General features: G+C 65.7%; 20 protein-coding genes. 7 read left to right on the top strand and 13 right to left on the bottom strand.

Annotated features, from left to right (window positions below; translation table 11 throughout):
• Window positions 1-88: 88 nt before the first annotated feature.
• From FGU64_RS05145 to FGU64_RS05125, 5 genes are all read right to left on the bottom strand, one after another.
• Complete coding sequence (locus FGU64_RS05145; protein WP_139951154.1) at window positions 89-1,834, bottom strand: dipeptide ABC transporter ATP-binding protein; 1,746 nt, start codon at window positions 1,832-1,834, stop codon at window positions 89-91.
• Window positions 1,831-2,700, bottom strand: coding sequence for an ABC transporter permease (locus FGU64_RS05140; protein ID WP_139951153.1), 870 nt, complete (start codon window positions 2,698-2,700; stop codon window positions 1,831-1,833). The genes FGU64_RS05145 and FGU64_RS05140 overlap by 4 nt, the downstream gene beginning before the upstream one ends.
• Window positions 2,697-3,644 (bottom strand): ABC transporter permease, encoded by a 948-nt coding sequence (locus FGU64_RS05135; RefSeq protein WP_139951152.1) that lies wholly within the window; start codon window positions 3,642-3,644, stop codon window positions 2,697-2,699. The genes FGU64_RS05140 and FGU64_RS05135 overlap by 4 nt, the downstream gene beginning before the upstream one ends.
• A 220-nt stretch (window positions 3,645-3,864) precedes the next feature.
• Entirely contained in the window at window positions 3,865-5,343 is a 1,479-nt protein-coding gene (locus FGU64_RS05130) for an ABC transporter substrate-binding protein (RefSeq protein WP_139951151.1), read from the bottom strand.
• A 115-nt stretch (window positions 5,344-5,458) separates the two neighbouring features.
• Entirely contained in the window at window positions 5,459-6,736 is a 1,278-nt protein-coding gene (locus tag FGU64_RS05125; protein ID WP_139951150.1) for an acetylornithine deacetylase/succinyl-diaminopimelate desuccinylase family protein, read from the bottom strand.
• Between the two features lie 247 nt (window positions 6,737-6,983).
• On the opposite strand from FGU64_RS05125, the gene FGU64_RS05120 reads away from it, so the two are divergent.
• From FGU64_RS05120 to FGU64_RS05100, 4 genes are all read left to right on the top strand, one after another.
• Window positions 6,984-7,415, top strand: coding sequence for a L,D-transpeptidase (locus FGU64_RS05120; protein ID WP_139951149.1), 432 nt, complete (start codon window positions 6,984-6,986; stop codon window positions 7,413-7,415).
• Between the two features lie 150 nt (window positions 7,416-7,565).
• Window positions 7,566-10,415: a molybdopterin oxidoreductase family protein gene (locus FGU64_RS05115; RefSeq protein ID WP_139951148.1), complete on the top strand. Its 2,850-nt coding sequence runs from the start codon at window positions 7,566-7,568 to the stop codon at window positions 10,413-10,415.
• 217 nt (window positions 10,416-10,632) lie between these two features.
• On the top strand, window positions 10,633-11,397 hold the full coding sequence (locus tag FGU64_RS05105) for a 4Fe-4S dicluster domain-containing protein (RefSeq protein WP_139951146.1): 765 nt from the start codon (window positions 10,633-10,635) through the stop codon (window positions 11,395-11,397).
• A gap of 3 nt (window positions 11,398-11,400) precedes the next feature.
• Entirely contained in the window at window positions 11,401-12,327 is a 927-nt protein-coding gene (locus FGU64_RS05100; RefSeq protein WP_139951145.1) for a DmsC/YnfH family molybdoenzyme membrane anchor subunit, read from the top strand.
• Between the two features lie 66 nt (window positions 12,328-12,393).
• Here the strand turns inward: FGU64_RS05100 and FGU64_RS05095 are convergent, their stop codons facing one another.
• The 7 genes from FGU64_RS05095 to FGU64_RS05065 all read right to left on the bottom strand — a co-directional run bounded on the left by FGU64_RS05095 (window position 12,394) and on the right by FGU64_RS05065 (window position 21,168).
• Window positions 12,394-13,365 (bottom strand): lipid A biosynthesis lauroyl acyltransferase, encoded by a 972-nt coding sequence (locus tag FGU64_RS05095; RefSeq protein WP_139951144.1) that lies wholly within the window; start codon window positions 13,363-13,365, stop codon window positions 12,394-12,396.
• Window positions 13,366-13,375: 10 nt separating this feature from the next.
• Window positions 13,376-14,404, bottom strand: coding sequence for a zinc-binding dehydrogenase (locus FGU64_RS05090; RefSeq protein ID WP_139951143.1), 1,029 nt, complete (start codon window positions 14,402-14,404; stop codon window positions 13,376-13,378).
• 182 nt (window positions 14,405-14,586) lie between these two features.
• Complete coding sequence (locus FGU64_RS05085; protein WP_139951142.1) at window positions 14,587-15,858, bottom strand: beta-ketoacyl-ACP synthase; 1,272 nt, start codon at window positions 15,856-15,858, stop codon at window positions 14,587-14,589.
• A 14-nt stretch (window positions 15,859-15,872) separates the two neighbouring features.
• Entirely contained in the window at window positions 15,873-17,060 is a 1,188-nt protein-coding gene (locus FGU64_RS05080; protein WP_139951141.1) for a beta-ketoacyl-ACP synthase, read from the bottom strand.
• A 58-nt stretch (window positions 17,061-17,118) separates the two neighbouring features.
• Window positions 17,119-17,400, bottom strand: a complete 282-nt coding sequence (locus FGU64_RS05075; protein ID WP_136353303.1) for an acyl carrier protein — start codon at window positions 17,398-17,400, stop codon at window positions 17,119-17,121.
• 112 nt (window positions 17,401-17,512) lie between these two features.
• Window positions 17,513-18,061 carry a histidine phosphatase family protein gene (locus FGU64_RS05070; RefSeq protein WP_139951140.1) on the bottom strand — a complete coding sequence of 183 codons (549 nt, stop codon included), beginning with the start codon at window positions 18,059-18,061 and terminating at the stop codon, window positions 17,513-17,515.
• Window positions 18,062-18,144: 83 nt separating this feature from the next.
• Window positions 18,145-21,168 carry a caspase family protein gene (locus FGU64_RS05065; protein WP_139951139.1) on the bottom strand — a complete coding sequence of 1,008 codons (3,024 nt, stop codon included), beginning with the start codon at window positions 21,166-21,168 and terminating at the stop codon, window positions 18,145-18,147.
• Between the two features lie 241 nt (window positions 21,169-21,409).
• Here FGU64_RS05065 and FGU64_RS05060 point away from each other — a divergent pair, with 241 nt between their 5' ends.
• The 3 genes from FGU64_RS05060 to FGU64_RS05050 all read left to right on the top strand — a co-directional run bounded on the left by FGU64_RS05060 (window position 21,410) and on the right by FGU64_RS05050 (window position 25,074).
• Entirely contained in the window at window positions 21,410-22,360 is a 951-nt protein-coding gene (locus tag FGU64_RS05060; RefSeq protein WP_139951138.1) for an AEC family transporter, read from the top strand.
• A gap of 184 nt (window positions 22,361-22,544) precedes the next feature.
• Window positions 22,545-24,002, top strand: coding sequence for an NAD-dependent succinate-semialdehyde dehydrogenase (locus FGU64_RS05055; RefSeq protein WP_139951137.1), 1,458 nt, complete (start codon window positions 22,545-22,547; stop codon window positions 24,000-24,002).
• A 52-nt stretch (window positions 24,003-24,054) separates the two neighbouring features.
• Window positions 24,055-25,074, top strand: coding sequence for an aldose epimerase family protein (locus tag FGU64_RS05050; protein WP_139951136.1), 1,020 nt, complete (start codon window positions 24,055-24,057; stop codon window positions 25,072-25,074).
• Window positions 25,075-25,079: 5 nt separating this feature from the next.
• Here the strand turns inward: FGU64_RS05050 and FGU64_RS05045 are convergent, their stop codons facing one another.
• The gene (locus tag FGU64_RS05045) at window positions 25,080-26,009 is read right to left on the bottom strand and encodes a sugar kinase (RefSeq protein WP_139951135.1); all 930 of its coding nucleotides are present in this window, start codon (window positions 26,007-26,009) and stop codon (window positions 25,080-25,082) included.
• Between the last annotated feature and the right edge of the window lie 122 nt (window positions 26,010-26,131).

The following is a 26,131-nucleotide window of genomic DNA, read 5'->3' as shown; positions in this document are numbered from 1 at the left end:
GCACGCTGGTTCTTCGAGGACAATTCTTCTGCCTGATGCAAACGGTCCTCATCCTGAGGTGCGAGCGCAGCGAGCCTCGAAGGACGCACTACCCCTGTTCCCGCATCTTCCTTGCAATCGCCCGGTGAAGATCGGGCGCGGCTTCGACGAGCGCCTGCGCGGCTTGCGATTGCGGATGGTCGAGAACATCTTTCGTCGCGCCGCGCTCGACGATTTGGCCTTCATGCATAACAAGCACGTCGTCCGTGATGGCGCGGGCGACCGTCAGGTCATGGGTAATGAACAGGTAGGCTACGCCCAGCCGGCCGTTCAGGTCGGCGAACAGGTCGAGGATCTGGGCGCGGATCGACACGTCGAGCGCCGAGACGGGTTCGTCCGCCACCACCAGCTTCGGCCGGGTGATGATGGCGCGTGCGATGGACAGGCGCTGGCGCTGGCCGCCGGAGAATTCGTGCGGGTATTTGTCGAGGTCGGATGCGGACAGGCCGACCTCGGCCAGCGCGTGGGTCGCCATCTCGCGGCGCTCGGCGCGCGACGGCGTCTTCTCCATGAGATGCAGCGGCTCGGTGACCAGCCGCTCGACCTTCTGGCGCGGATCGAAGGAGCCGTAGGGGTCCTGGAACACCACCTGCATGTCACGCCGCGCCGCTTTCAGATCCGCTTCGCCCTTGCCGGTTATCGTCTCTCCACGGAAACGGATTTCACCGGAAGTCGGTCTGTCCAGCGCCAGGATCATGCGGGCCAGCGTGGACTTGCCGCAACCGGAACGGCCGACCAGCGCGACGGAGCGGCCGGGAGCGATGGACAGGGTGACATCGTCGACGGCGCGGACCGGAGCGTCGCGGCGGAACAGCGAGAGCCGGCGTCCGGGATAGAGGCGGGAGACGGAGGTGACGGTGAGGAGGGGCGTTCTCTCCCCCCTTGAGGGGGAGATGTCCGGCAGGACAGAGGGGGACGGTTCCGCTGGACGAGGGGGCCGGCTGGAGGTGCCTCCTGAGGCGACCCCCTCTGTCGCCTTCGGCGACATCTCCCCCTCAAGGGGGGAGAGAACCCTCCGCTTCGGCACATGCATGGACGCCTGCGCCAGTTGGCGCGTGTAGGGGTGGACCTGCTCGGAGAGCACGCGTGCCGTCTCGCCCGCCTCCATCACCTCGCCGTGGCGCAGGATGGTCATGCGATCGGCCATCTCGGTGACGACGGCGAGGTCGTGCGAGATGAGCAGCAAGCCCATCCGGTTTTCCTCGACGAGTTCCTTCAAGAGTTCGAGGATCTGCTTTTGCAGCACGACATCCAACGCCGTGGTCGGCTCGTCGGCGATCAGCAGCTTCGGTTTCAAGGCGCAGGCGATGGCGATGACGACACGCTGGCGCTGGCCGCCGGAGAGTTCGTGCGGATAGCGCGACAGCGGGAATCTCGCCGCCGGCAGGCCGACGCGGTCGAGCATCTTGCGCGCCCGGTCTTCCGCGTCCGGCCGGTTGGCGCCGGTGTGGCGGCGTATGCCCTCGGCGACCTGCTCGCCGATGGTCTTGACCGGGTTGAGCGCGGTCATCGGCTCCTGGAAAACCATGCCGATATCGTCGCCGCGCAAGGCGCACATCTGGTCCTCGGTCGCGGCAAGCAGCTCGATGCCGTCGAAGCGCACATTGCCCGAGGCCTGTGCCGCGAAGGGCAGCAGGCGCATGACGGTGAGCGCCGTCATGGATTTGCCGGAGCCGGACTCGCCGACCAGTCCCATCACTTCTCCGGGCGCTATCGACAGGTCCACGCCTTTCAGGATCGGATGATCGCCGATGTTCAGCGACAGGTCGCGGATTTCGAGCAGGCTTGCCGTCATCGCTGTCGCCGCGCCTTGGGGTCGATGATGTCGGCGATGCCGTCGCCGAGCAGGTTCAGGCCCAGCACCGTGACGACGATGGCCATGCCGGGAAAGATCGCCATCCATGGCGCGGCGGCCATGCGGATCTGCGCGTCGAACAGCATACGGCCCCAGCTCGGCATCGGCGGCTGGGCGCCGAGCCCGATATAGGAGAGGCCGGCTTCGGCGAGGATGCCGAGTGCGAACTGGATGGTGCCCTGCACCATCAGGAGCGTGGCGATATTGGGCAGGATATGCTCCAGCGTGATCGCCGTCTGCCCCTTGCCGGCGGCGCGAGCGGCGAGGATGAATTCGCGTGGCCAGATGGAGAGCGCGCCCGCGCGGGCGACACGCGCGAACACCGGCACGTTGAAGATGCCGATGGCGATGATGGCGTTGACGGCGCCCGGCCCGAAGATGGCGGTGATCATGATCGCCGACAAAAGCGCCGGGAAGGCGAAGACGAGGTCGTTCAGCCGCATCAGCGCCTCGTCGAGCAGGCCGCCGCGCGCCGCCGCAAGGCAGCCGAGCGGCACGCCGATGCCCATGCCGATGCCGACCGCCACCAGCGCGACTGCGATGGAATTGCGGGCGCCGAGCATGATCATCGACAGGATATCGCGGCCGAAATGGTCGGTGCCGAACCAGTGCGCCCATGACGGCGCCTGCTGCTTGTCGGATATGACCAGCCTGGCGACGTCGTAGGGCGTCCAGACGAAGGACAGCAGCGCAGCCCCCGCGACAAGAAGCGCGATCAGGAGACCGATGACGAAGGAGCGATTGGCGAGCGCCTTGCCGATCAGGTCGGTCAGTCGTTCCTCGGGCACATCCGTATGCAGTGTCATTCGCGGCTCCTGAGGCGCGGATCGACGACGGCATAGGAGAGATCGACGACGAGGTTGATGGCGATGACGGCGGCGACCAAAAGCATGACGACGCTTTCCACCACGATCAGGTCGCGCTGGGCGATCGCCTGGATGACCAGCCGGCCGAGCCCCGGCAGGTAGAAGACGTTCTCGATGATGACGGTGCCGGCGAGCAGGAAGGCGAATTGCAGGCCCATGATGGTGAGCACCGGGATCAGCGCGTTGCGCAGCGCGTGCCGCCACAGAACGGCGCGGTAGGGCATGCCCTTGGCACGAGCGGTGCGGATATAGTCTTCCGACAGCACCTCCAGCAGTGCCTGCCGGGTGACTCGGGCGAGGATGGCGGCCTGCGGCAGAGCGAGCGCGATCGCCGGGAGGATCAGCGATTTCAGAGCCGGCCAGATGCCGGCGCCCCAGCCGGCGAAGCCGCCGGCCGGCACCCACCGCAGCCAGACGGCGAAGCAGTAGATGAGCAGCAGCGCGAACCAGAAGTTCGGCACCGCGACGCCGACCTGGGCAGCGCCCATGGCGACGGCGTCGCCGGCGTGGCCGCGGCGGCTGGCGGAATAGAGGCCGACCGGAATGGCGATGACGGTGGAAAGCGCCAGCGCTATCAGCGCCAGCGGCAGGGAGACGACGACGCGCTCGCGCACGAGGTCGAGCACCGGCACGGAATAGGTGTAGGAACGGCCGAAATCCAGATGCAGCAGGCCGCCGGCCCAGTGCAGGTAGCGCAGGGCGAGCGGGTCGTTGAGACCGAGTTGGCTGCGTAGCAACTCGACCTGCTCGGCGCTGGCGTTCATGCCCAGCATCAGCCGCGCCGGGTCTCCGGGCACGATCTCCAGAACGGCGAACACCACCATCGAGGCCAGCACCAGCGTGATGGCGGCGATGACGAGGCGCTTGAGGAGATAGGCGGTCATGGACGTCGCGCCTTTCCTTCGCCCCGTTCACGGGGAGAAGGTGGCCCGAAGGGCCGGATGAGGGGCAGAGCTGTGTTTTGCAAGATCTGGCGCCGCCCCTCATCTGCCTGCCGGCATCTGCCCTATCGGGCGTTCATCATTCGAAAAGCCAAGCAGTTGGCTTTTCGTGACCTTCGGCCACCATTCTTCACCCCCGTAAACGAGGAGAAGAAAGCACTCATCAATCGTTCCACTTCACCTTGGTGATGTCGTTGGCCTGGATCGGCGCGTTTTCCCACAGGCCTGAGAGCTTGGCGTCCCAGACGCCGACCTTGGGGAGTTCGAACAGGAAGCCGACCACGGCGTCGTCGGCGAGGATCTTCTGCGCCTGCTTCAGCAGCTCGGTGCGCCTGGCTTCGTCCGAGGTGACGTCCAGTTCCTTGATGACCTCGTTGAACTTGGGATTCTGGTAGTTGAAGTAGTAGTCCGGGCGCGAATAGATATCGATGTCGTTCGGCTCGGTGTGCGAGACGATGGTCAGGTCGTAGTCCTTCTTGGTGAAGACCTGATCCAGCCATTGCGCCCACTCGACCGGGATGATCTCGAGGTCGATGCCGACTTCGCGCAGTTCGGAGGCGATGATCTCGCCGCCGAGGCGGGCGTAGGAGGGCGGCGGCAGCTTCAGCGTCGCCTTGAAGCCATTCTCCAGTCCGGCCTCCTTCAGCAGTTCCTTGGCCTTGGCGACATCATGCGGATATTCGCCGGTCAGGTCGATATAGGCCTTGCTGGCGGGCGACTGGTGCGAGCCGATCGGCACGCCCAGCCCGTTCGACGCGCCGTCGATGATCGCCTTGCGGTCGAGCGCATAGGAAATCGCCTGCCTGACCTTGAGCTGGTCGAAGGGCGGCTTCTTGTTGTTGATGGACAGAAGCGTCTCGCCCTCGGTCGAGCCGACCACCACCTTGAAGCGCGGATCGCCCTCGATCTGCGCCACGCCGTCCGGCTGGAAGAAGGGGAAGGCCTGCACGTCGCCGGAAAGCAGGGCCGGCACGGCGGCGGCGGCATCCGGCACGATGCGGAACTCGGCCTTGTCGAGATAGGCGGGCTCGCCCCAGTAGTTGTCCGATTTCACCAGCGTGATCGAGGAGCCCTTGGCCCAGTTCTGGAACTTGAAGGGACCGGTGCCGATCGGCTTTTCCTTGTTGGTGTCGGCCGATTCGGGCGCCACGATCACCGCGTCGCCCCAGCCCATGTTGTAGAGGAAGGAGCCTTGCGGGTTCTTCAGCGTCACCTTGACGGTGGCGGGATCGACCACATCGACGCTGTCGATGGCCGCGAAGAGGGCCTTTTGGGCATTGACCGAATCGGCGGCGCGAGCGCGGTCGAGCGAGAATTTCACGTCATTGGCGTCGAAATCGGTGCCGTCGTGGAATTTCACGCCGGTGTGCAGCTTGAAGGTATAGACCTTGCCGTCGTCGGAAATGGTCCAGCTTTCGGCGAGATCGGGCTGGACCTCACCGTTCGGGCCGATGCGGGTAAGGCCTTCGAAGACATTGGCGTAGAGCACTTCGTCGATGGCGGCGGCGGCGCCCGCCGTCGGGTCGAGATGCGGCGGTTCGAGCGGGATGCCGAGGACGAGATCGGTGCGCGCGGCCAGTGCCGCGCTTCCCGAGGCGAGCACCAAGGCAGCGGCGGCCAGAACGGATTTCCATAGCGTCATCGGTCAACTCCCAAAATCCCGAACCGGCGCGGATCAAAGCGTGAAATTGCCGTAGAGTAAACGGCAATGTTGCGGTGCAGCGTGAAATTGTCCGGCTTCTGTAAGCGTGGGCGGTTCAAGCGGCGCCGCCGCGCAAGAGCACGTTGAGGCCGAGCGCCATCACCTTGGCCGACTGCACCATATCCTCGATGCCGACCCATTCGTCCGGCCGGTGGGCGAGATCGAGGATGCCGGGGCCGTAGGCGATGCAGTCGTAGAGATGGCCGATGCGGGCGACGTGCTTCTGGTCGTAGGTGCCGGGCGAGATGACGTAGTCGGGCTCGCGGTCGAAGATTTCCATGATGCCTTGCGCCACCGCCTTGACCACCGGCGCGTCGCGCTCGGTCATGGTCGGCTGCACCTCCATCAGGTCGCGGATCTCGTAGTCGAATTTCGGCCGCTCGCGTTTCAGCCGGTCGAGGATGGAGGTCACTTCGGATTTCACGTCGCCGATCTTTTCTTCCAGCAGGAAGCGGCGGTCGATGGTGAGCCGGCACCAGTCGGGAACGTTGGGCGAAGGCAGGCCGGGACGGAAGTCCTCGGTCTGGCCGCCATGGATGGAGTTGATGTTCATGGTCGAGCGCCGCGCGCCTTCCGGCACCACCGGCATTTTCGTCTGCTTCCTGTCCAGTGCGGGGAACAGTTCTTCCTCGAAGGCCGCCAGCACGGCGCCCATGTGGCGCACGGCGTTGTCGCCGAGAAAGGGCATGGAGCCATGCGCGATCTCGCCCCTGGTCTCGATCTCCGCCCACCAGACACCGCGATGGCCGAGGCAGATGCGCTCCTTGTTGAGCGGTTCGGGGATGATGACGTGATCGACCTTCGGCTTCGAGAAATAGCCGAGCTTCGCCAGATGTGCGACGCCGCCGAAGCCGCCGGATTCCTCGTCCACCGTGCCGGAAATCTCGATGGAGCCCGGAAAGTCCGGATAAGTCGCCATGAAGGCCTCGACGGCGACGATGGAAGCGGCCAGCCCGCCCTTCATGTCACAGGCGCCGCGGCCGTAGACCCTTCCATCCTTCACGGTGCCGGCGAAGGGATCGAGGCTCCAGCCGTCGCCGGCCTCGACCACGTCGATATGCGAGTTGAAGTGCACGCATGGACCGGGCGAGCGTCCGTCGAAGCGGGCGACGACGTTGATGCGCGGATAGCGGTCGGTGTCGCCGGGGCTTCCTTCGCCGCGCACGTATTCGATACCGAAGCCGCGTTTCTTCAACCGTTCGCCGACATATTCCGCGCAAGGGCGATAGGCCTCGCCCGGCGGATTGACGGTCGGGAAGCGGATCAGGTCGGCGGTGAGCGCGACGAGATCGTCGGTGCGGGCGTCTATGGCGTTCAGGAGTTGGTCATGCATCGCCGGATTGAGCAGCGATTGGTGCGGTAAGGCAAGAGGGTCGTGGATGTGATGAATTGCGCCAGGGCGCGACCGGCGTGGTATCGCGGCAACTAAGGAGAGAAAAAGTTCAAATTTTCTCTTCCGGGTTGGCCAATTGGGCAAGAAGTCTGCGCTACGATCAATCACCTGTCTTCAAAAAGGTGAAAAATACCGTGAGAATGACAAGGCAAGGGGCAATCACGGGCAACAACAGGGGTTCGGACCAATGAAGATGACTGTTCTTGCAGCCGCCGCTGCCGCGGCGATGCTTTTGTGCGGCTCGGTCGGGGCAAAAGCGGCGAGCCTCGTCGCCAAGGTCAACGTTGGCACGCAGACCATGACGGTGAGCCAGAACGGCCACGTCCTCTACCGCTGGAAGGTCTCCACGGCGCGCAAGGGCTACATCACGCCGCGCGGCACCTATCGGCCGCAGCGGCTGCACCGCATGTGGTATTCGCGCAAATACGAGATGTCGCCGATGCCGTATTCGGTCTTCTACCACGGCGGCTACGCCATCCACGGCACCGGTGCGGTGAAGTCGCTCGGCCGGCCGGCCTCGCATGGCTGCGTGCGCCTGCATACGGCGAATGCGGCGACCTTCTATGCGCTGGTGAAGCAGGCCGGCATGGGCAACACGCGCATCGTCGTGACGAACTGACTGCGCAGGTTTGTCTCGACGCCTTTTTGTACAGAACGGCTGTTTCGCCGTACGGCTCACGCGGAGAAGAAAATCGCCGCGTGAAGCCGCTCAGGCGCATTTCCTTTCCGCTCACGCCCCGCTAGGACTCCCGACAAGGGAGGTCGAGCTTTGAGTCCACGCGAGCGCGTTGCGCTATCCGAACCGGTCGGCGACGAGGTGCGCAAGACCACATGCTATATGTGCGCCTGCCGCTGCGGCATCGACGTCCACATCAAGGACGGCAAGATCCGCTACATCGAGGGCAACCGCGACCATCCGGTCAACAAGGGCGTGCTGTGCGCCAAGGGCTCGGCCGGAATCATGCAGCACTACGCGCCGGCGAGGCTGCGGGCGCCGCTGAAACGGGTCGGGCCGCGCGGGTCGGGCGAATTCCAGGAAATCTCGTGGGACGAGGCGCTCGGCATCGCCACCGAATGGCTCGGCGAAGTGCGCCACCGCGACCCGAAAAAGCTTGCCTTCTTCACCGGGCGCGACCAGTCGCAATCGCTGACCGGCTTCTGGGCGCAGCAATACGGTACGCCGAACTATGCCGCGCATGGCGGCTTCTGCTCGGTCAACATGGCGGCGGCCGGCATCATGACCATCGGCGGCGCCTTCTGGGAGTTCGGCGCGCCCGACTGGGACCGGACGAAGCTGTTCGTCATGTTCGGCGTGGCCGAAGACCATGATTCCAACCCGATCAAGATCGGCATTTCCAAGCTGAAGCAGCGCGGCGCGCGCTTCGTCTCGGTCAATCCGATCCGCACCGGCTATTCGGCGGTAGCCGACAACTGGATCGGCATAAGGCCGGGCACGGACGGGCTGCTGATCCTGTCGGTGGTGCATGAACTGCTGAAGGCACGGAAAATCGACGTCGACTACCTGGTGCGCTACTCCAATGCGCCGTGGCTGGTGATCGACGCGCCGGGCACGCCCGAGCACGGCCTGTTCGCCCGCGATGGCGAGGGCAGGCCACTGGTGTGGGAAACGGTGACGGAACGCGCCGTGCCGACCGGAACCAGGGGCGCGCGGGCTGCGCTTTCGGGTCGGTTCGAGCTGCCGGACGGGCGCCTCGCGGTGCCGTCTTTTCAATTGCTCGCGGAAAAATATCTCGACCCGAAATATGCGCCTGAGGTTGTCGCGGGGGAAACCGGCGTTGCCGTCGAAACGATCCGCGGGCTGGCGGCCGAGATCGCGCGCGTCGCCTTCGAGGAGGAGATTTTCGTCGACCAGCCCTGGACCGACGTGAACGGCCAGCGCCACCAAGGCTATGTCGGCCGGCCGGTGTCGTTTCATGCCATGCGCGGCCTTTCGGCCCATTCCAACGGTTTCCAGACGACGCGCGCATTGCATATGTTGCAGGTGTTGATCGGCGCCATCGACTGCCCCGGCGGCTTCCGCTTCGAGCCGCCCTATCCGAAGCCGCTGACGGCGCATCCGACGCCGCACGGCCGCGCCGAGCATTTCGGCTCCGACAAGCCGCTGGCCGGGCCCCATCTCGGCTTCCCGCGCGGACCGGAGGACCTGTTGGTGGACGAGGTCGGGCAACCGGCACGCATCGACAAGGCGTTTTCCTGGGACGCGCCGATCGCCGCGCACGGCATGATGCATATGGTGATCGCAAACGCCCATGCCGGCGATCCGTACCCCATCGACGTGCTGTTCATGTACATGGCCAACATGGCGTGGAACTCGTCCATGAACACCGCCGGCACGATCAAAATGCTGGAGGACAAGGACGAGGCGACGGGAGAATACCGCATCCCGAAGATCATCTATTCCGACGCCTATGCTTCCGAGATGGTCGCCTATGCCGATCTCGTGCTGCCGGATACGACCTATCTGGAGCGCTACGACTGCATTTCGCTGCTCGACCGGCCGATCACCGAGCCGGACGCGGTTCAGGACGCCATCCGCTGGCCGGTGCTGGAGCCGGACCGCGACGTGCGCGCCTTCCAGAGCGTGCTCATCGACCTCGGCGCGCGGCTGAAACTACCGGGCTTCGCCGACGGCATGGGCGAGCCGCTCTACAAGGATTACGCCGACTATATCGTGCGTCATGAGCGCCGGCCGGGCATCGGGCCGCTGGCCGGTTTCCGCGGCTCGCAAGGCGACCGGGCAGGGCGGGGCGCGGCCAATGCCGGGCAATTGCAGCGCTATATCGACAACGGCTCGTTCTTTTCCGCGCATATCCCGCTGGAAGCGCAGTTCTTCAAGCACGCCAACCAGGCCTATCAGGACTTCGCGGTGCGGATGGGCTTCTTCGACACGCCGCAGCCGGTGACGTTCCAGCTCTATCAGGAAGTGCTGCAAAAATTCCGCCTGTCTGCGCAAGGGCTGCGCGATCCGGTGGCGCCCGACACGCACCGGCAGCGCATCCTGGAAGCATTCGATCCGCTGCCGGACTGGTATCGGCCGCTCAGTGAGGCGCTGGTGGATCGCGCGCAATATCCCCATCACGCGATCACCCAGCGGCCGATGGCGATGTATCATTCCTGGGGCTCGATGAATGCCTGGCTCAGGCAAATCCACACGAAGAATCCGCTCTATGTGCCGGGGCCGATCTGCGACGCGCTCGACCTGAAGGATGGCGACTGGGCGTGGGTGATTTCCCATCACGGCCGCATCAAGGTCGAGGTGGCGCGCATGGAGGCGGTGAATTCTTCGACGCTGTGGACCTGGAACGCTATCGGCAAGCGAGCGGGCGCATGGGCGCTCGGCAAGGATGCGCCGGAAGCGAAAAAAGGCTTCCTGATGAATCATCTGATCGCCGAGCTTCTGCCGCCGCGCGAAGACGGCATGCGCTGGTCGAACTCCGATCCGGTGACCGGGCAGGCGGCGTGGTACGACCTCAGGGTGCGGATCGAAAAGGCCGGGGCGGGCGAGGCGGCGAGCGCGCCGCAGTTGTCGGCCGTCGCCCAGCCGGAACCGGAGCCGCACCCGATGGAACTGCGCTACGGGCAGGAGTGGGCGAAATGAGCGAGACAGCTTTCCTCGCCCCGTCTACGGGGGTGAGAAATGGTGGCCGCAGGCCACGGAAAGCCAACTGCTTGGCTTTCCGAATGACGAACGCTGGGCAGGGCAGATGCCGGCAGGCAGGTGAGGGTCGGTGCGAATCTCGGATCGCCGGGCGCCGCCTCTCATCCGCCCTTCGGGCACCTTCTCCCCGTAAACGGGGAGAAGGAAGGGGCACGCCATGACCTCCCTCCCGTCCCTTCCCACGCCGAAGAAGCTCGGCCTCGTCATCGACCTCGACGTCTGCGTCGGCTGCCATGCCTGCGTGGTCAACTGCAAGGAATGGAACACCGGCGGCTATGGCTCCGCACTCTCCGACCAGGACCCCTACGGCGCGGACGTTTCCGGCGCGTGGCTCAACCGTGTGCATTCCTTCGAGGTGGTGCCGGACGGCGGCGAGGTGGTCGGCGAGGCGGGCGAGGCGCGCATCGTGCATTTCCCGAAATCCTGCCTGCATTGCGAGGATGCGCCCTGCGTCACCGTCTGCCCGACCGGCGCTTCCTACAAGCGCGCGGACGACGGCATTGTGCTGGTCGACGAGGACATGTGCATCGGCTGCGGTCTGTGCGCCTGGGCCTGTCCCTACGGCGCCCGCGAGATGGATCTGGCCGCCGGTGTGATGAAGAAATGCACGCTGTGCATCGACCGTATCTACAACGAGACCTTCGAGGAAGCGGACCGGCAGCCGGCCTGCGTGCGCACCTGCCCTGCAAACGCCCGCCATTTCGGTGATTTTTCCGATCCGGCTTCGGCCGTCTCGATCATGGTGGCGGAACGCGGCGGCATCGACCTGATGCCGGAGCAGGGCACGCGGCCGGTCAACAAATACCTGCCGCCACGCGCCAGAAAGCCGCTTGCGGCAAGCGCCAATGCCATGCCGCGCGAGGATACGGACGGCGCAACCGGCCTGTTCGCCTGGCTGGACAGAATGCTGGACCGAATCTGACCTATGCATCCGGCCCTTTCCATCATCGCCTTCACCACGCTGTCCGGCCTCGGCTACGGGCTGACGGTTATGCTCGGACTCGGCCTGCTCGATCCGGCCGCAATCGCCACCAAGGTCGCCTGGGGTGCGGCACTGGCAGCGATCGGTGGCGGGTTGTTGTCCTCGACGCTGCATCTCAGCAATCCACAACGTGCCTGGCGGGCCTTTTCGCAATGGCGGTCGAGTTGGCTGTCGCGAGAAGGGGTGATGGCTGTCGTCACCTTCGTGCCGCTGCTTTTGACGGCATGGGTCTGCGTGATCGAGGGGCGGCAGGCCGTCGTGCCGGGGCTGGTCGGTGCTGTGCTCAGCCTTTGTACGGTGTTCTGCACGGCTATGATCTATGCCTCGCTGAAATCGGTCGACGCGTGGCACACGAGGTTGACGCCGGCTTGCTACCTGCTGTTTTCGCTGAGCGGGGGTGCCGTCGCGGCGAGTTTCTTCGCCTTCTGCGGCGGCGGTAATGGGCGCTGGCTGCCGCTCGTTGCTATTGTGGCGCTTGTTGGCGCATGGGCGGTGAAACGGGTATGGCGGCAGCGCATGCAGGTCGAAGCGCCGCTGTCGACGCCGGAAACTGCCACCGGCCTCGGCGCCATCGGCCGTGTACGGCTGTTCGAGCGGCCGCATATGACGGAAAATTACCTGACGCGCGAGATGGGTTTTCGCGTCGCGCGCAAGCATGCAGCGAAGCTGTGGATCATCGCCCTGGCGCTCGGCGGCGTGGTGCCGTTCGTGCTGTTCGCGCTGTTGCTGGCGGCGGGCGCGCCAGCCGGCCCCGGTGCGGCGCTTGTTGCCGGCCTGGCGCTGGCGAGCCATGTCGTCGGCGTGCTTGCCGAGCGCTGGCTGTTCTTCGCCGAAGCGCGCCATGCGGTGATGAACTACTACGGCGGCTGAACCCGGATTGTTCGGCTGCATTTCCAAACGCGGACTCGTTTCACGTTTTTGCTGGAAATGCTCCCGTCAGACGGCCTTGCGCATGGTGCGGCTGGGGCCGGTGATGCGCCAGCGCTTGTGGAACCACATCCACTGACCGGGGTCCTCGCGTACCCAGCGCTCCGTCACGTCGGCGAGGATCTGCGTGACAGCGGCAACATCGACCGCGCCCTTGCGGTCGCGCGGCAGCACCAGCGGCTCCTCGATCTCCAGCCGGTAGCGGTTGCCGGGCAGGCGGATGCAGCGGGCGGGATAGACGTCGCAATCGAACTGGCGGGCGAGCATGCCGAGCACCGGGTTGCTCTGGCAGGTGCGGCCGAAGAACGTCGTCTCGACGCCGCGCGTGAACTTCTGGTCGACCAGAACGCCGACATTGCCGCCGCTTTCCAGCACCGAAGCCAGCGCGAAGGAGGCGCCGGTGGAGGAGGGCTGCAGGTCGCCCATGTTGGAGCGGCGCGTGGAAAGGATGTAGTCGGCGAGATAGGGATTGTTCGGCGGACGGAACAGTGCCGTCACCTTCATGCCGAAGGCGGCGGCGGCCACCGGCAGCAGCTCGAAATTGCCGAGATGGGCGGTGAACAGGATATGCGGCCGATCTTCACCGGCGATGCGCTCGAAGCGGGCGATGCTGTCGGGCGGCACCTCGATGCGGGCGTGGCCAGGATTGGCCGGATCGAAATCGAAGATCCTGTCGAGGAAGATGTATTCGGCGGCAAGCCGGGCCATATTGCCCCACATATCCGAGGCGATGGCGCGGATTTCATCCTCGCTCTTGTCCGGATAGGCCTTGCGCAGATTGTCGAGCGCGACGCGGTTGCGGCCGACCAGCGGGCCGATGCGGCGCGCGGCGCGGTCGATGAAGTTCAGGGCGCTGTCCATCGGCAGGAGACGCAACACCGTCATCGTCGCCATCGCCACGCGGGCGATCAGCCAGTAGTTCAGCTTGCGCAGCTTGAGCGCCAGGCTGAAGCGCAGGCCGCTGGTTTTGCGGATCGCCAAGCCCGGCGCCTCAATCGATCCGCAGGATGATCTTGCCGAACACGTCGCGGCCTTCCATGCGCTTGAGCGCCGTGTCGATGCCGTCGAAGCCGACTTCGGTGTCGATCACCGGATGGACCAGCCCCGCTGCCATCTTCTGCATGGCGTCGGCCATGTTCTCCATGCGGCATCCAAAGGAGCCGAGCAGCTTCAACTGCTGCTGGAACAGCATCATCAGGTTCACGTCCGTCGAAACGCCCGAGGTGGAGCCGCAGGTGACGAGCCGGCCGCCGCGCTTGAGGCTGAACATGGAACCGGCCCACGTATCCTTGCCAACATGCTCGAACACCACGTCGACGCCCTTCTTCTTCGTCAGCTTGCGCACGACGCCCTCGAAGCGATCCTCGCGGTAGTTGATGACGTGGTCGGCGCCCAGCGCCTTGGCCTTCTCGATCTTGTCGTTCGAGCCGACGGTGGTGATGACGGTGCAGCCCATCTTCTTCGCCAGCTGGATGGCGGCCGAGCCGATGCCCGAGCCGCCGGCATGGACGAGGATCGTCTCGCCGGGCTCGAGCTTGGCGTTGTCGAACAGCATATGCTCGACCGTGCCGAAGGTGACGGGCGCGACCGCCGCGCCGATGGCATCGACGCCGGGAGGAGCCGGCACCAGCAGGCGCGCCAGCAGGTTGATCTTCTCCTGCGCGAAGCCGTCGAGATGGAAGCCGTGCACGCCCGAGACATGCTCGCACAGGTTGTCGCGGCCCTCGCGGCAGGCGCGGCATAGCCCGCAAGTGCGCGCGCCGTAGATGGAGACAAGCTGGCCGGGCCGCAGGTTCGAGACGCCGGGGCCGACCGTCTCGACCTCGCCGGAGGCTTCGGCGCCCACCACCAGTGGCAGCTTGCGCTTGGCGAAGGCCATACCGCGCCAGCCCCAGACGTCGATATGGTTGAGCGCCACGGCCTTGATGCGCAGCGTCACCTCGCTCTGGCCGGGCGGTGGAGGAGGGGGCAGGTCCACCGTTTCGAGGCGGCGGTCTTCGATGAGTTGCAATGCGCGCATGGGATCTCGTCGGGTCGAATTGAATGGTGCGTCCTTCGAGGCTCGCTCCGCTCGCACCTCAGGATGAGGACCGTTTGTATAGCCTCTTCTCAGGAACGGAGGCACCAACCTCCTTCATCCTGAGGTGCGAGCGGAGCGAGCCTCGAAGGACGCACTCAAATCATTACAATCGCAGGCGTCGCTTAGACCGGTTCCCGCGCCATGACAAGGCAGGTGTTCTGGCCGCCGAAGCCGAAGGAGTTGGACAGGACCGTGCCGACCATCGCCTCGCGCTTGACGTTGGGCACGACGTCGAGCGGGATCGCCGGATCGGCATTGTCGTAGTTGATGGTCGGCGGAATGACGCCCTCGCGCATGGTCATCAGCGAGAAGGCGGCCTCGATAGCGCCGGCGGCCGACAGCGTGTGGCCGATCATCGACTTGTTGGACGAGACGGGAATGCGGCCGATGCGCTCGCCGAACACGGTGGACAGCGACAGGTGCTCCATCTTGTCGTTTTCCGGCGTCGAGGTGCCGTGCGCGTTGATGTAGTCGATCTCGTCTTCGCCGAGCCCGGCATCGGCAAGAGCGGCTTTGACCGCCGCAATGGCGGGCGAAGCGTCCGGCTTGGAGCGGGTGCGGTGGAAGTCGTCGGCCTTCTCGCCGCAGCCGCGCAGGATGCCGAGCACGATGGCGCCGCGCGCCAACGCCGCTTCCAGCGATTCCAGGACGAGGGCAGCCGAGCCTTCGGCCAGCACAAAACCGTCGCGATCCTTGGAGAACGGCTTCGAGGCTTTTTCCGGCGCGTCGTTGCTGGTCGAGAGCGCCGACAGGAGTGAGAAGCGGATCAGCGCCTCGGCGGTGGCCGATCCGTCGGCGCCGATGGCGAGCGCCCGGTCGCATTCGCCGCGGCGGATGGCTTCCACGCCGAGCTGGATGGCGGTGGCGCCGGAAGCGCAGGCGGTGGAAAGCGTGATCGGCAGGCCGGTGGCGCCGAAGGTGTCGGCAAGCCGATCGGCGATGAAGCCGAACTGCGCGCTGTCGAACATATTGCAGGAGTTCAGCGTGCGCGCCGCTTCCAGCACGCGCTCGGCGGCGTCTTCATTATCGCCGCTCTTGTAGAGGGCGAGGCGGTCGTGCCAGTCGAGTTCGACCGGTGGCGAGGCGAGGAACAGCGGCCCGCCGAAGTTCTCCGTATCCAGCCCGGATTCCTCCAGTGCCTCGCGGCCGGCCGTCTCGGCCAGCTCGTAGGTGAGGGCGGAGGCGCCCTTGGTGCTGGAGGGCAGGAAATCCACCATGCCGGAAATGCGGGTGTTCAGCTGGTCGACCGGAAAGCGGGTGATGGGATGGATGCCGGACTTGCCCGCGGTCAGCGCCGCCCAGTTGTCAGCCTTGCCGACGCCGAGTGAGGTGACGAGACCGATGCCGGTGACGGCGACCACCGGCCTGCCCAGATGATCCTTCAGCTTCGCCATTGTTCCGTTCCTGTTCAGGCGGCGCGGACGAGCGCCATGCCCTCGAATTGGTGATAGCCGATCGCGGTTGCCAGAGCCTCGCGCGGTTTTTCGTCCATTGCCGTCTCGTTGGCGGGATCGAACGGCGGATAGGGCGCGCCGTTGGCGACGGCGAGCGCCGCCAGCGCCACGGCAAAGGGGAACTGCGCTTCCTTCATGTGGCCGGTCAACGAGCCGAAGGCGCGCGGTGCGAGGTCAGGCCGTGCGTCGAGCGCGGCTTTCTCGGCCTTGGTGGCGGCATGGCCGCCGGAAGCGGCCGAGAGCGTCAGCAGCGGCCCATCGGGCAGCTTCGCCGCGCCGAACAGGGCGTCGAGGCTGGCGCCGAGTTCACCGCGCGTGCGGCGCGCGCGGCCAGAAACCACCGGGCCGAGTTCGGCGTAGGCCTTACGGCCGCGCTTTTCGGCATGTTCGCGGCTTTCCAGCACCAGGAAGGCGCCGCCGGAACCGGAGACGACGCCGCCTCCTTCCGCGCCCTGGCGCTGCCAGACAGGCTTCCACGGCCCGCGGTGCAGGTAGCCGGCAAGCTCGTAGCCGAGCAGCATGTCGGGATGCTCGGTCTGGAAGGCGCCACCGACCAGCATGTGCGTGGACTGGCCGGAACGGATGCGCGCGGCGGCGATATCGACGGCGGCGACGCCGGCGCCTTCCTCGCCCATGAAGGTGCGCGAGGAGCCGGTAACCTTGTGGACGATGGAGATGTTGCCGGCCAGGAGATTGGACAACTGGGCGAGGAACAGGGTGGGGCGCAGTTCGGTCGTCAGCTTCTCGTTGAGCAGGACGTCGAAGTCCGGCCGCCCGGTCGAGGCTTCGAGGATGGCCGAATCCACGGCCACGTCGCGCTCGCCGCCACCGGCGGCCACTACCATGTCCATGGTGGCGCATAGGGCCTCGTCGCCCTTGATGCCGGCATCGTCCAGCGCGAGGCCGGCCGCATAGGTGCCGAGCCGCTGCCAGGTCTCCATCTGCCGCTGGTCACCGCGCTTGGCGATCTGAAGGTTCCAGTCGATCTCGGGCAGCGGGTGGACGGTGTAGGGCGCAAAGCGCTCCGCATCCAGCACAGGGGCGGCGCCCGGCGCAGACAGCGCGCGCCAATGCGCGTCCGGGCCTTCGCCCAGGCAGGAAACAAGGCCGATACCGGTGATGACGACGTCGTTGAGGCTCATGGCGGGTCTTGTCGGTCAGCCGGCGCCGTCCGTCAAGGGAGCGGGCACGATGCTGGTCTCAGGCGTTCTTTGCGGCGACCAGTCCGTCGATCTTGGCGCAGAGGTTCTTCATGACGAAATATTCGTCGGTAGACGCCTTGCCGTCGTTGACTTCCTGCGTCCACTTCTCGAGCGGCACCTTGATGCCGAATTCCTTATCGATGGCGAAGACGATATCGAGGAAGTCGAGGCTGTCGATGCCCAGGTCGTCGATAGTGTGGCTCTCGGGCGTGATGGTGTCGATGTCGATCTCGCTGGTGTCGGCGATGATCTTGGCGACTTTTTCGAACGTGGTGGCCAAGGTTTTTCCCTCGATTGATGCGTACTTGTGCGGTTGGGCGCTGTCTAATCGGTTTTTCGAGGCAGGAAAAGGCCGAAATGTCGGGACAGGCGAACCGGGTGGCGACCGTTGCTTAAAAGACGATGCGGCCGAGGACGCGCAGGTTCTCGCCGTCGGGAGCGACGATGACGGCCTCGCCTTCGCGCGGCGACACGCCGGTGAGCGCCTGGATATCCTCCAGGTGGGTGACCATGACCATGGTGTCGGAGCCGGTGTAGGAGCGCACTTTCGCAGCGATGGCGGCCATCTGCTCGGCCTTCTGCTGCGGGTCCGTGCTTGGCGGATCGAGCGCGGCGAACGGTTCGGGTTCGACCTCGAAGGCTATGCGCGCCGTGTCGCGGCAGCGGCAATAGCGGCTCGACAGCACCGTCTCGACGGGTGCCGCGCGGGCGGCGAACAGCGAGCCGATCTTGCGCGCCTGCTGCTTGCCGCGTTCCGACAGGTTGCGCTGGGTGGCGCAGTTCTCGGGATCAACATTGGCCGGGTCGCTGCTGCCGTTGGCATAGGCGTGGCGCACCAGCACCACCCGGCCACCTTCGCGCAGCAGCGCCCAGCCCGCTTCCGTGGCACGGGCGGTCGCGGGTGCCGCGAGCAGCAACAACATCAGGACGATACGCAGCATGAGAATCCCTTCAGCCGACATGGCCGAACGGATATAGGGAGGGCAAGGCAGACGCGAAAGCAAGGCGCCGGCCGCGGCAGGCGCTATTTCTGGGCCAGCTGCTTCTTCACCAGCTCGATCTTGTTGTCCATCAACTGGATCGGCAGCGTGTAGCCGGAATCGGCGAACCCCTGCCTGGCCTTGTCGAACAGGTCGAGCGCCTTCCGGTAGCCGGGCTTGCCGCCGTCGCCGAAGCTGGCCTTGTTCCAGTAGACGTCGCCGAGGTTGCTAAGGCCGAAGGCCCACTGGATGGGGGCCGTCTCGCGCGTATAGACCTCCAGGGATGCCTTAAACGCCATCTCCGCCTCATCGAGATATTTCGGCGTCCGTTCCAGGCTTGAGAGGTTGATGAGGCTCATGCCGATGCCATTCTGGGTCGAGGCCCAGTCGGTCGGCGCGCTTTCCTTCGTCAGCACTTCCAGCGAGGAACGACGAGCCGCGATCGAATCATGCAGCGCCTGCATGTCGCCCTTGGCCATGGCGAGTTGCTGCAGGGTCGCGCCGAGACTGGACTGCACCAGCGCCCAGGGTTTCGGCGTCGTCTCGCGCTTGTATTCGCCCAGTGCATCGCGATAGGCGGCGATCGCCTCTTCGAGATGCGCCGGCTGTTCGCTGAGATTGCCGAGCAGTTGCAGCGTGTTGCCGAGATTGTAGCTGGTCATGGCCCAGTCGAGCGGGAAATCCTGCCGCGTGTACACCGTTGCGGCGTCACGGAAGGCTGCCGCCGATTTCTCGAACTCGGCGGTGTCGCGGGTCCGCTGGCCGAGCGCCTGATGAATGGAGCCGGAATTGTTGCGCACCGACGCCCATTCCATCGGGAATTTCTCCCGCGTGTAGACGGTCAGCGCCGCGTCATAGGCGGCGACCACATCCTCCAGCGTACCGGTATCGGTGTCGAAGCGGGTGGAATGATAGAGCGCGTTGCCGAGGTTGAGCTGCGTGGCGGCCCAGGACAGCGGGAAGGTTTCGCGCGTGCGGACTTCGAGCGCGGCCCGGAAGACGTCCGCGGCTTCCTTGAACCTGGCCGGGTCGTTGGCCTGGACGCCGAGCGCGTTCAACGTGTTGCCGAGGTTGTTCTGCACCAATGCCCACTGCACGGGCTCTTTCTCGCGCGTGTAGACCTCGAGCGCCTGCCGATAGGCGTTCTCTGCCTCTTTCAGGCGCTCGGGGCTGGCCTCGCGCTCGGAAAGGCCGAAGAGGGCGATGCCGAGATTGTTCTGGGTCGAGGCCCAGTCGAGCGGCACCTTGTCGCGCGGCCGCTTCTCCAGCGCCGCATGGAAGGCGTCGATCGCCTGCCGGAGTTGACCCGGGTCGCTGTCGCGCTCGCCGACCTTCATCAGCACGTTGCCGATGTTGTTCTGCGACGCCGCCCAGTTGATGTCGTCCTTCTCGCGCTCGAAGACGGCGAGCGAGGCGCGAAAAATCTCGGCGGCCTGCTTGAGGCGGGCGGTGTCCTTGTCGTGCTCGCCCACAGTCTCGATGACGACGGCCATGTTGTTGCGGGCGATCGCCCAGTCGCGATTCTCCTCGCCGTTTGGAATGAAGTTCAGGATCACCTTGTAGGCGCCAATGGCCTGCTCCATGGCTTCGTTGTCGCCGGTGGCGGTGCCGTAGGCGTTGAGCGCTTCCGCCTGCTGGTTCTTGTAGTTCCAGCGCAGCTTCTCGTCCCATTTCTCGACAAGGTCGAACGCCTTGCCATAGTCGCCGGCGGCCGCCTTGTAGTCGAAGACGAGCGCGGAGGCGTCGGCGCGCCTGGCATAGATCGCCGCGTCGGCGATGCGCTTCTGCCTGATCATCTCCTCGGCGTCGTCGACGGCGCCGCTGTTTTCCTCGACGCGGGCGACGGCCTGATCCAGGAAGGTGCGGGCCGCAACGATGGCGCCTTGCTGGACGGCGGTGTCGGCCGAGGCGACCAGCCGCTTGATCTCGGGATCGTCCGTGCGCAGCGCGTCACGCTCGGCGAACATCTTCTTGAGGCGTTCGGACTGCTGGGCGAGAACCTTTTCGAGTTCGCCCGGATCTTCCGGAATCCTGTCGGTACCCATGGCCCTGAGCACGCCGTAGAGCGCGTCGAGGGGCACGCCGTCCTTGGCCGAGGCGAGCTCGATCTGGGCGCGCTTCGGGTCCGGCAGGTCGGCGATGGTCAGCAGCAGTTGCCGGCGCTCGCCGGTGATGAGACCGTCGTCGCCGGTCGGCTCAGTCACCGAGGCGCCGAAATAGAGCAGCCGGCGCAGGCTCTCGTTGGTCCACGGCCGCTGTCTGGCCTTGGTGTCGAGATAGACCTCCTCGGTCACCATACGCATGACCGAGCCGAATTCCGTGCCCTGCATGGCCGACAGGTGCCGCAGGATCGCCGCGGCATAGGGACTGTTTTCTCCCGCCGCGCCATCGAGCGCCGGCTGGCCGGGCTCGGCGGCGAAGCCGATGACCGTGCCGAGATTGTCGGCGGCATCGGGAGCGGAGGCGAGCGCCCTGGCGCCGCGCACCGGCTCCAGCCCGCCGGCGCTGAGCGGCGAGGCCGAGGCGGTCGGCTTGCGGCGCAGCTTGGCATCCGGCGGAAACGGATTGGTGCGGCAGGCGTCGAGCAGCAGGATTGTCACCGGAACCGTCGATTTCAGCTCGTCCAGAACGGCCGAAATCGGCACCAGCGCCTCGTCGGCATTGGTGAGCGAGCCGACATCGGCATCGACAGGCACGAGGTAATTCTCGCCGCCGGCTTCGATGCCATGGCCGGAATAGTAGAGGAAAGCGACGTCCGCGTCCTCGGCGTCCTCGATGAAACGCTCGAGGTCGCGTTTCAGCTTGGATGCATCGCGGTCGCTGACGCTGCGGGCGTCGAAACCGAGATCGGTGAGCATTTTGGCGACGTCGCGGGCGTCGTTGGCCGGGTTGGGCAGGACAGGGATATGCTGGTATTTCGATTCGCCGATGATGAGCGCGACGCCCTTCAGGCTTTTTTCCCCGGCGCTGGCGAAAGTCGCCAGGAAGCAGCACAGCAAGGCCGCCAGCAGGCCGATCCTCGCCGGTGCACCCGTGTGTCGCCAGAACGTGGCGATGCCGCCCTTCATGTGCCGATCCCGCCTGCCATTCGACCCATCAACCCTTAGCGACGCTGCCAGCCAACCGTGAGGAAAATTGGGCATTTGCCGCAAGCCGTCCTTTGATGGCACCGGCTCTTGGCCGAGCTTTGTATCGAAACGATGCCGCTGCCGGCAGCATGGCTGAAATGCGGGCGGGCGACATGCCGGTCCTTGTTGCGCGGCTTCCAGCTCTCGCCTATCAGGGGGCGCCCCGCAAACCGGAGCCGGCATGTCCCCGCTTACCGCTACCGTCCTGTTCGTCTTCGGCCTCGTCGCGCTCGGCTATCTTTCCGGCCGCACCGGGTACCTGAAGGCCGAGACGGGTGAGGGGGTGGCGGAATTCGCCGTCAACGTGGCGATGCCGCTGCTTCTGTTCCGCACCATGCTCAAGGCCGATTTCCACGGTGCGGCGCCCTGGGCCTTCTGGGGCGCCTATTTTTCCGCCGCGGCGGTTACCTGGGTCGTCGGCCATATGCTCGTGACGCGGGTCTTCGGACGGGATGCGCGTGTCGGCGTCGTCGGCGGCGTGTCCTCGGCCTTCTCCAATCTCGTCCTGCTCGGCATTCCCTTCGTTCTCGGCGTGTTCGGCACGCCGGGCTTCGAGGTGCTGTCGCTGCTGGTTTCAGTGCATCTGCCGACTATGATCCTCGCCTCGGTCGTGCTGTTCGAGCTTTTCGGTCCGAAAAGCGACGGCCGCGTTCACTTTTCGCGGGTCCTGCGCGTGTTCGCGCGCCGCGTCTTCTCCAATCCGCTGGTAATCGGCATCCTTGCCGGTTGGATATGGCGCGCGACCGGCCTGCCTCTGCCGGTGCTCGCCGACCGGCTGGTCGAGGCCCTGGCCGGTGTCGCGGGGCCGGTGGCGCTGTTTGCCATGGGGCTCGGCCTGTGTCGCTTCGGCATATCGGGCACGATCCGTCCGGCGATGGCGCTGTCGGTTCTGAAGCTGTTCCTGATGCCGGCCACAGCGCTGGCGACGGCATGGCTGTTCGGCCTGCCGCCGCTGACGGCGAAGGTCGCGGTGCTGGCCGCAGCGCTGCCGGCCGGCGTCAATTCCTACCTGATCGCCTCGCAGTTCGGCACCGGCCAGGCGCTGGCCTCCAACCAGATGACGCTGACCACGGCCCTGGCCGTGGTTACGACCTCGTTCTGGCTCGCTATCGTCAATTTCCTATTTGTCTGACAAAATCTATTTTCTGCTTGTAGCCTGCCTTGGCCCACTGCTTGGGCCGCCCTATATCGATTGATTGCGGCCCCTGCCGTGGAGTAAGAGCGGTGGTCCAGTGCGCAGGCCGTCGGCCGGGCGCGCATGCAGCGATGAATTTCCAGCCCCGCGCCCTCGGCGCGCCCCCAGCGGAGGCAAGATCATGCTCCAGAAGACCAGCCAGTTCATGAAACAGGCGAACCTGATCAACGGCGAATGGGTGCAGGCCGATTCCGGCCAGACCATCGACGTCACCAATCCGGCGACCGGCCTGAAGATCGGCACCGTGCCGAAGTCCGGCAAGGCCGAGACCCGCCGCGCCATCGAGGCGGCACAGCAGGCGTTCCTGTCGTTCCGCAAGACGTCCGCGCTGGAGCGCTCCAAACTGCTGCGCAAGCTGCACGACGCCATCATGGACAACCAGGATGCGCTGGCGGAGCTGCTGACCCTCGAGCAGGGCAAGTCGCTCACCGAATCGAAGGGCGAGGTCGGCTCGTCGGCCGCCTACGTGCTGTGGTTCGCCGAGGAAGCACGCCGCGCCTATGGCGACGTGGTGCCGTCGCCGTGGGCCGACCGCCGCGTTCTGGTGACGCGCGAGCCGGTCGGCGTCATCGCCGCGATCACGCCGTGGAACTTCCCGTCCTCGATGCTGTCGCGCAAGATCGGCCCGGCATTGGCAGCCGGCTGCACGGCGGTGGTCAAGCCGGCCTCGCAGACGCCGTATTCCGGCCTTGCCTGGGGCGCGCTGTGCGAGGAGGTCGGTATCCCGAAGGGTGTCGTCAACATCGTCACCGGTTCGGCCGGCGAGATCGGCGACGAGATTTGCGCCAACCCGCTGGTCAAGAAGATCACCTTCACCGGCTCGACGGAAGTCGGCAAGATGCTGATCGAGAAGTCGGCTTCGACGGTGAAGAAGGTGTCGATGGAACTCGGCGGCAATGCGCCGTTCCTGGTCTTCGACGACGCCGATCTAGACCGCGCCGTGCAGGGCGCCATCGCCGCCAAGTATCGCAATTCGGGCCAGACCTGCGTGTGCACCAACCGCTTCTTCGTGCAGGCCGGCATTCACGACAAGTTCGTCGAGAAGCTTGCCGAGGCCTCGAAGGGGCTGAAGGTCGGCTCGGGTCTCGACGACGGCGTGCAGCAGGGCCCGCTGATCGACGTCAAGGCGGTCGAGAAGGTCGAGGAGTTCATCGCGGACGCCAAGGCCAAGGGCGGCAAGGTGGTGTCGGGCGGCAAGCGCCATGCGCTGGGCGGTTCGTTCTTCGAGCCGACGGTGATTTCGGGCGCGACGCCGAACATGATGTTCATGAAGGAAGAGATCTTCGGGCCGCTCGCCCCGGTGTTCAAGTTCGAGACCGAGGAAGAGGCCGTGGCGCTCGCCAACGACACCGAGTTCGGCTTGGCCTGCTATTTCTACACCGGCGATCTCGGTCGCGCCTTCCGTGTCATGGAAGGGCTGAAATACGGCATGGTCGGCGTCAACGAGGGCATCATAACCACGCCGGAGGCGCCGTTCGGCGGCGTGAAGGAGTCTGGGCTCGGTCGCGAGGGCGGCCATCAGGGCCTCGACGACTATCTCGACACGAAATACGTCTGCATCGGCGGCCTGGGTCTTTGATCCTGCCCGCCGTCCGGATAGTATTTCGGCCCAACGACAGGTCCCGACCCTGATGAAGGACGGCGAGATTTTCGGCAAGACGCGAGCGGGGGAGGATATCCCCCGCTTTACCATTCGCGGCGGCGGGTTGACCGCCAGCATCATCGGCTGGGGCGCCGTCATCCAGGACCTGAGGCTGGCCGGGCACGACGCGCCGCTGGTGCTCGGCTACGAACGCCTCGACGACTACGAGAACGACACCGCCTTTTTCGGCGCCGTCGTCGGCCGCTACGCCAACCGCATCCGCGACGGACGCTTCACCCTGTTCGGCAGCCGCTACCAGACAGACCGGAATTTCCTCGGCAAGCACCTGCTGCATGGTGGCATCGACGGATTTTCCCGTCGACCGTGGTCGGTTTCGCTGCATGGGCGCGATTTCGTCACGTTCACGCTGCACGATCTGGACGGCACCATGGGTTTTCCCGGCGCGCTGGAAGCGACCTGCACCTATCGGCTGAAGATTCCCGGAACGCTGTCGGTGGAACTGACCGCGACGACCGACCAGCCGACCGTCTGCAACCTGACGCAGCACTCCTATTTCAATCTCGATGACGGCGGTGCCGGCGATATCCTCGGACATCGCCTGATGCTGCAGGGATCGGCCTACCTGCCGGTCGACGCGGACATGATCCCGACCGGCGCGGTGGAGCCGGTGGAAGGCACGCCCTTCGATTTCCGCCAGGCCCGCTCGCTGCAGGCCGAGGCCGGCGGTCAGCCGCTTCCATACGACGTCAATCTCTGCCTGGCGTCGGCACGCGGGCCGCTGAAGCAGGCGGCATGGGTGCAGGGCGCCACTTCGGCCGTGGAAATGGAAGTGTGGACGACGGAGCCGGGCCTGCAATTCTACACCGGCCAGCACGTCACGCCCGGCCGGCCTGGCCTCGGTGGCCTGCGCTACGAGGCTTTCTCGGGCCTGTGCCTGGAGCCGCAGGTGTGGCCCGACGCGCCGAACCGTCCGTATTTCCCGCAAGCGACGCTGCTGCCGGGCGACACGTATCATCACGTCACCGAATACCGGTTCCGGATGGACTGAGGGATTTAAGCCCTGAACGCCTCTCGCAGCACCTCGAACGGGGCGAGCGCGCCGCGCACCTGGACCACGGCAGCGGCGACCTTGTGGGCGCGGCGTGCTGCTTCGGCCGGCGCATACCCCGCAAGGCGAGCCGCAAGGTAACCGCCATTGAAGGAATCGCCGGCGCCGGTGGTGTCGACGGGCTGGGCGACATGGACTGCGGCGATTGACTGCGCCTGCCCGCCGGCTTGGATCAGCGCCGGCTGCTCGCCGTTCTTGACCACCACTTCCTTGACCTGCGCGCCAATTCTTTCGGCCGTCGTTTCGGGAGAGGCGTCGCCATAGAGCGCCTGTTCGTCCGGAAAGGTCGGCAGGGCGATGTCGGTGAGTTCCAGCGCGCGGGCGATCGCCGCCTGCGCCTCGTCCTTGCTCTGCCACAGGCGCGGCCGGTAGTTGGGATCGAAGGCGATCAGGCTGCCAGCCGATCTGGCAGCTTTGACCGCAGCGAACAAGCTATCGCGCGCGCGCTCCTCCAGAATTGCCAAAGTGATTCCGGAAAAGTAGACAAGCGACTGATTTTCAAGATTCTTCGCCAGCGCGGCAGGATCGGAAGCAAGCTGCCTCGCGGCGGCGTCGGCACGCCAGTAGGTGAAGGCGCGCTCGGCGCCGGTCAGCGTGATGGCGTAGAGGCCCGGTCGCGCGCCGGCGATGACGGGACTGGCGCCGATGCCGATGCCGTGCCGGCCGAAGAAGGCGATCTGGTCGCGCGAGAACGGGTCGTCGCCGAAAGCGGAGACATAGGTGGCCGGGCGGTCCGGGCAAAGCGCATGCAGCGCCCACAGCGTGTTGAGGGTGTCGCCGGCAAAGCCCATCTTCCAGCCGTCGCCCTGGCCCGACAGTTCGATCATGCATTCGCCGATCGTGACGATGCCGGGCCGGGCGCTGTCTGTTGCCATCGATTCCTCCTGCCGTGATTGCGGACCCTGTAGCCTTTTTGTCACGGCAACGCCATGCTTCGGAACGCGTTTGACTGTTGCCCCGCGCCGTGAGATGCGGCCTGCTACGGCTGCATGCGTAC

The organism is Mesorhizobium sp. 8 (assembly GCF_006351905.1).
GTDB lineage: Bacteria > Pseudomonadota > Alphaproteobacteria > Rhizobiales > Rhizobiaceae > Mesorhizobium > Mesorhizobium composti.
The sequence above is the reverse complement of the archived record's forward strand: the minus strand, read 5'-3'. Positions and strand labels throughout refer to the sequence as shown.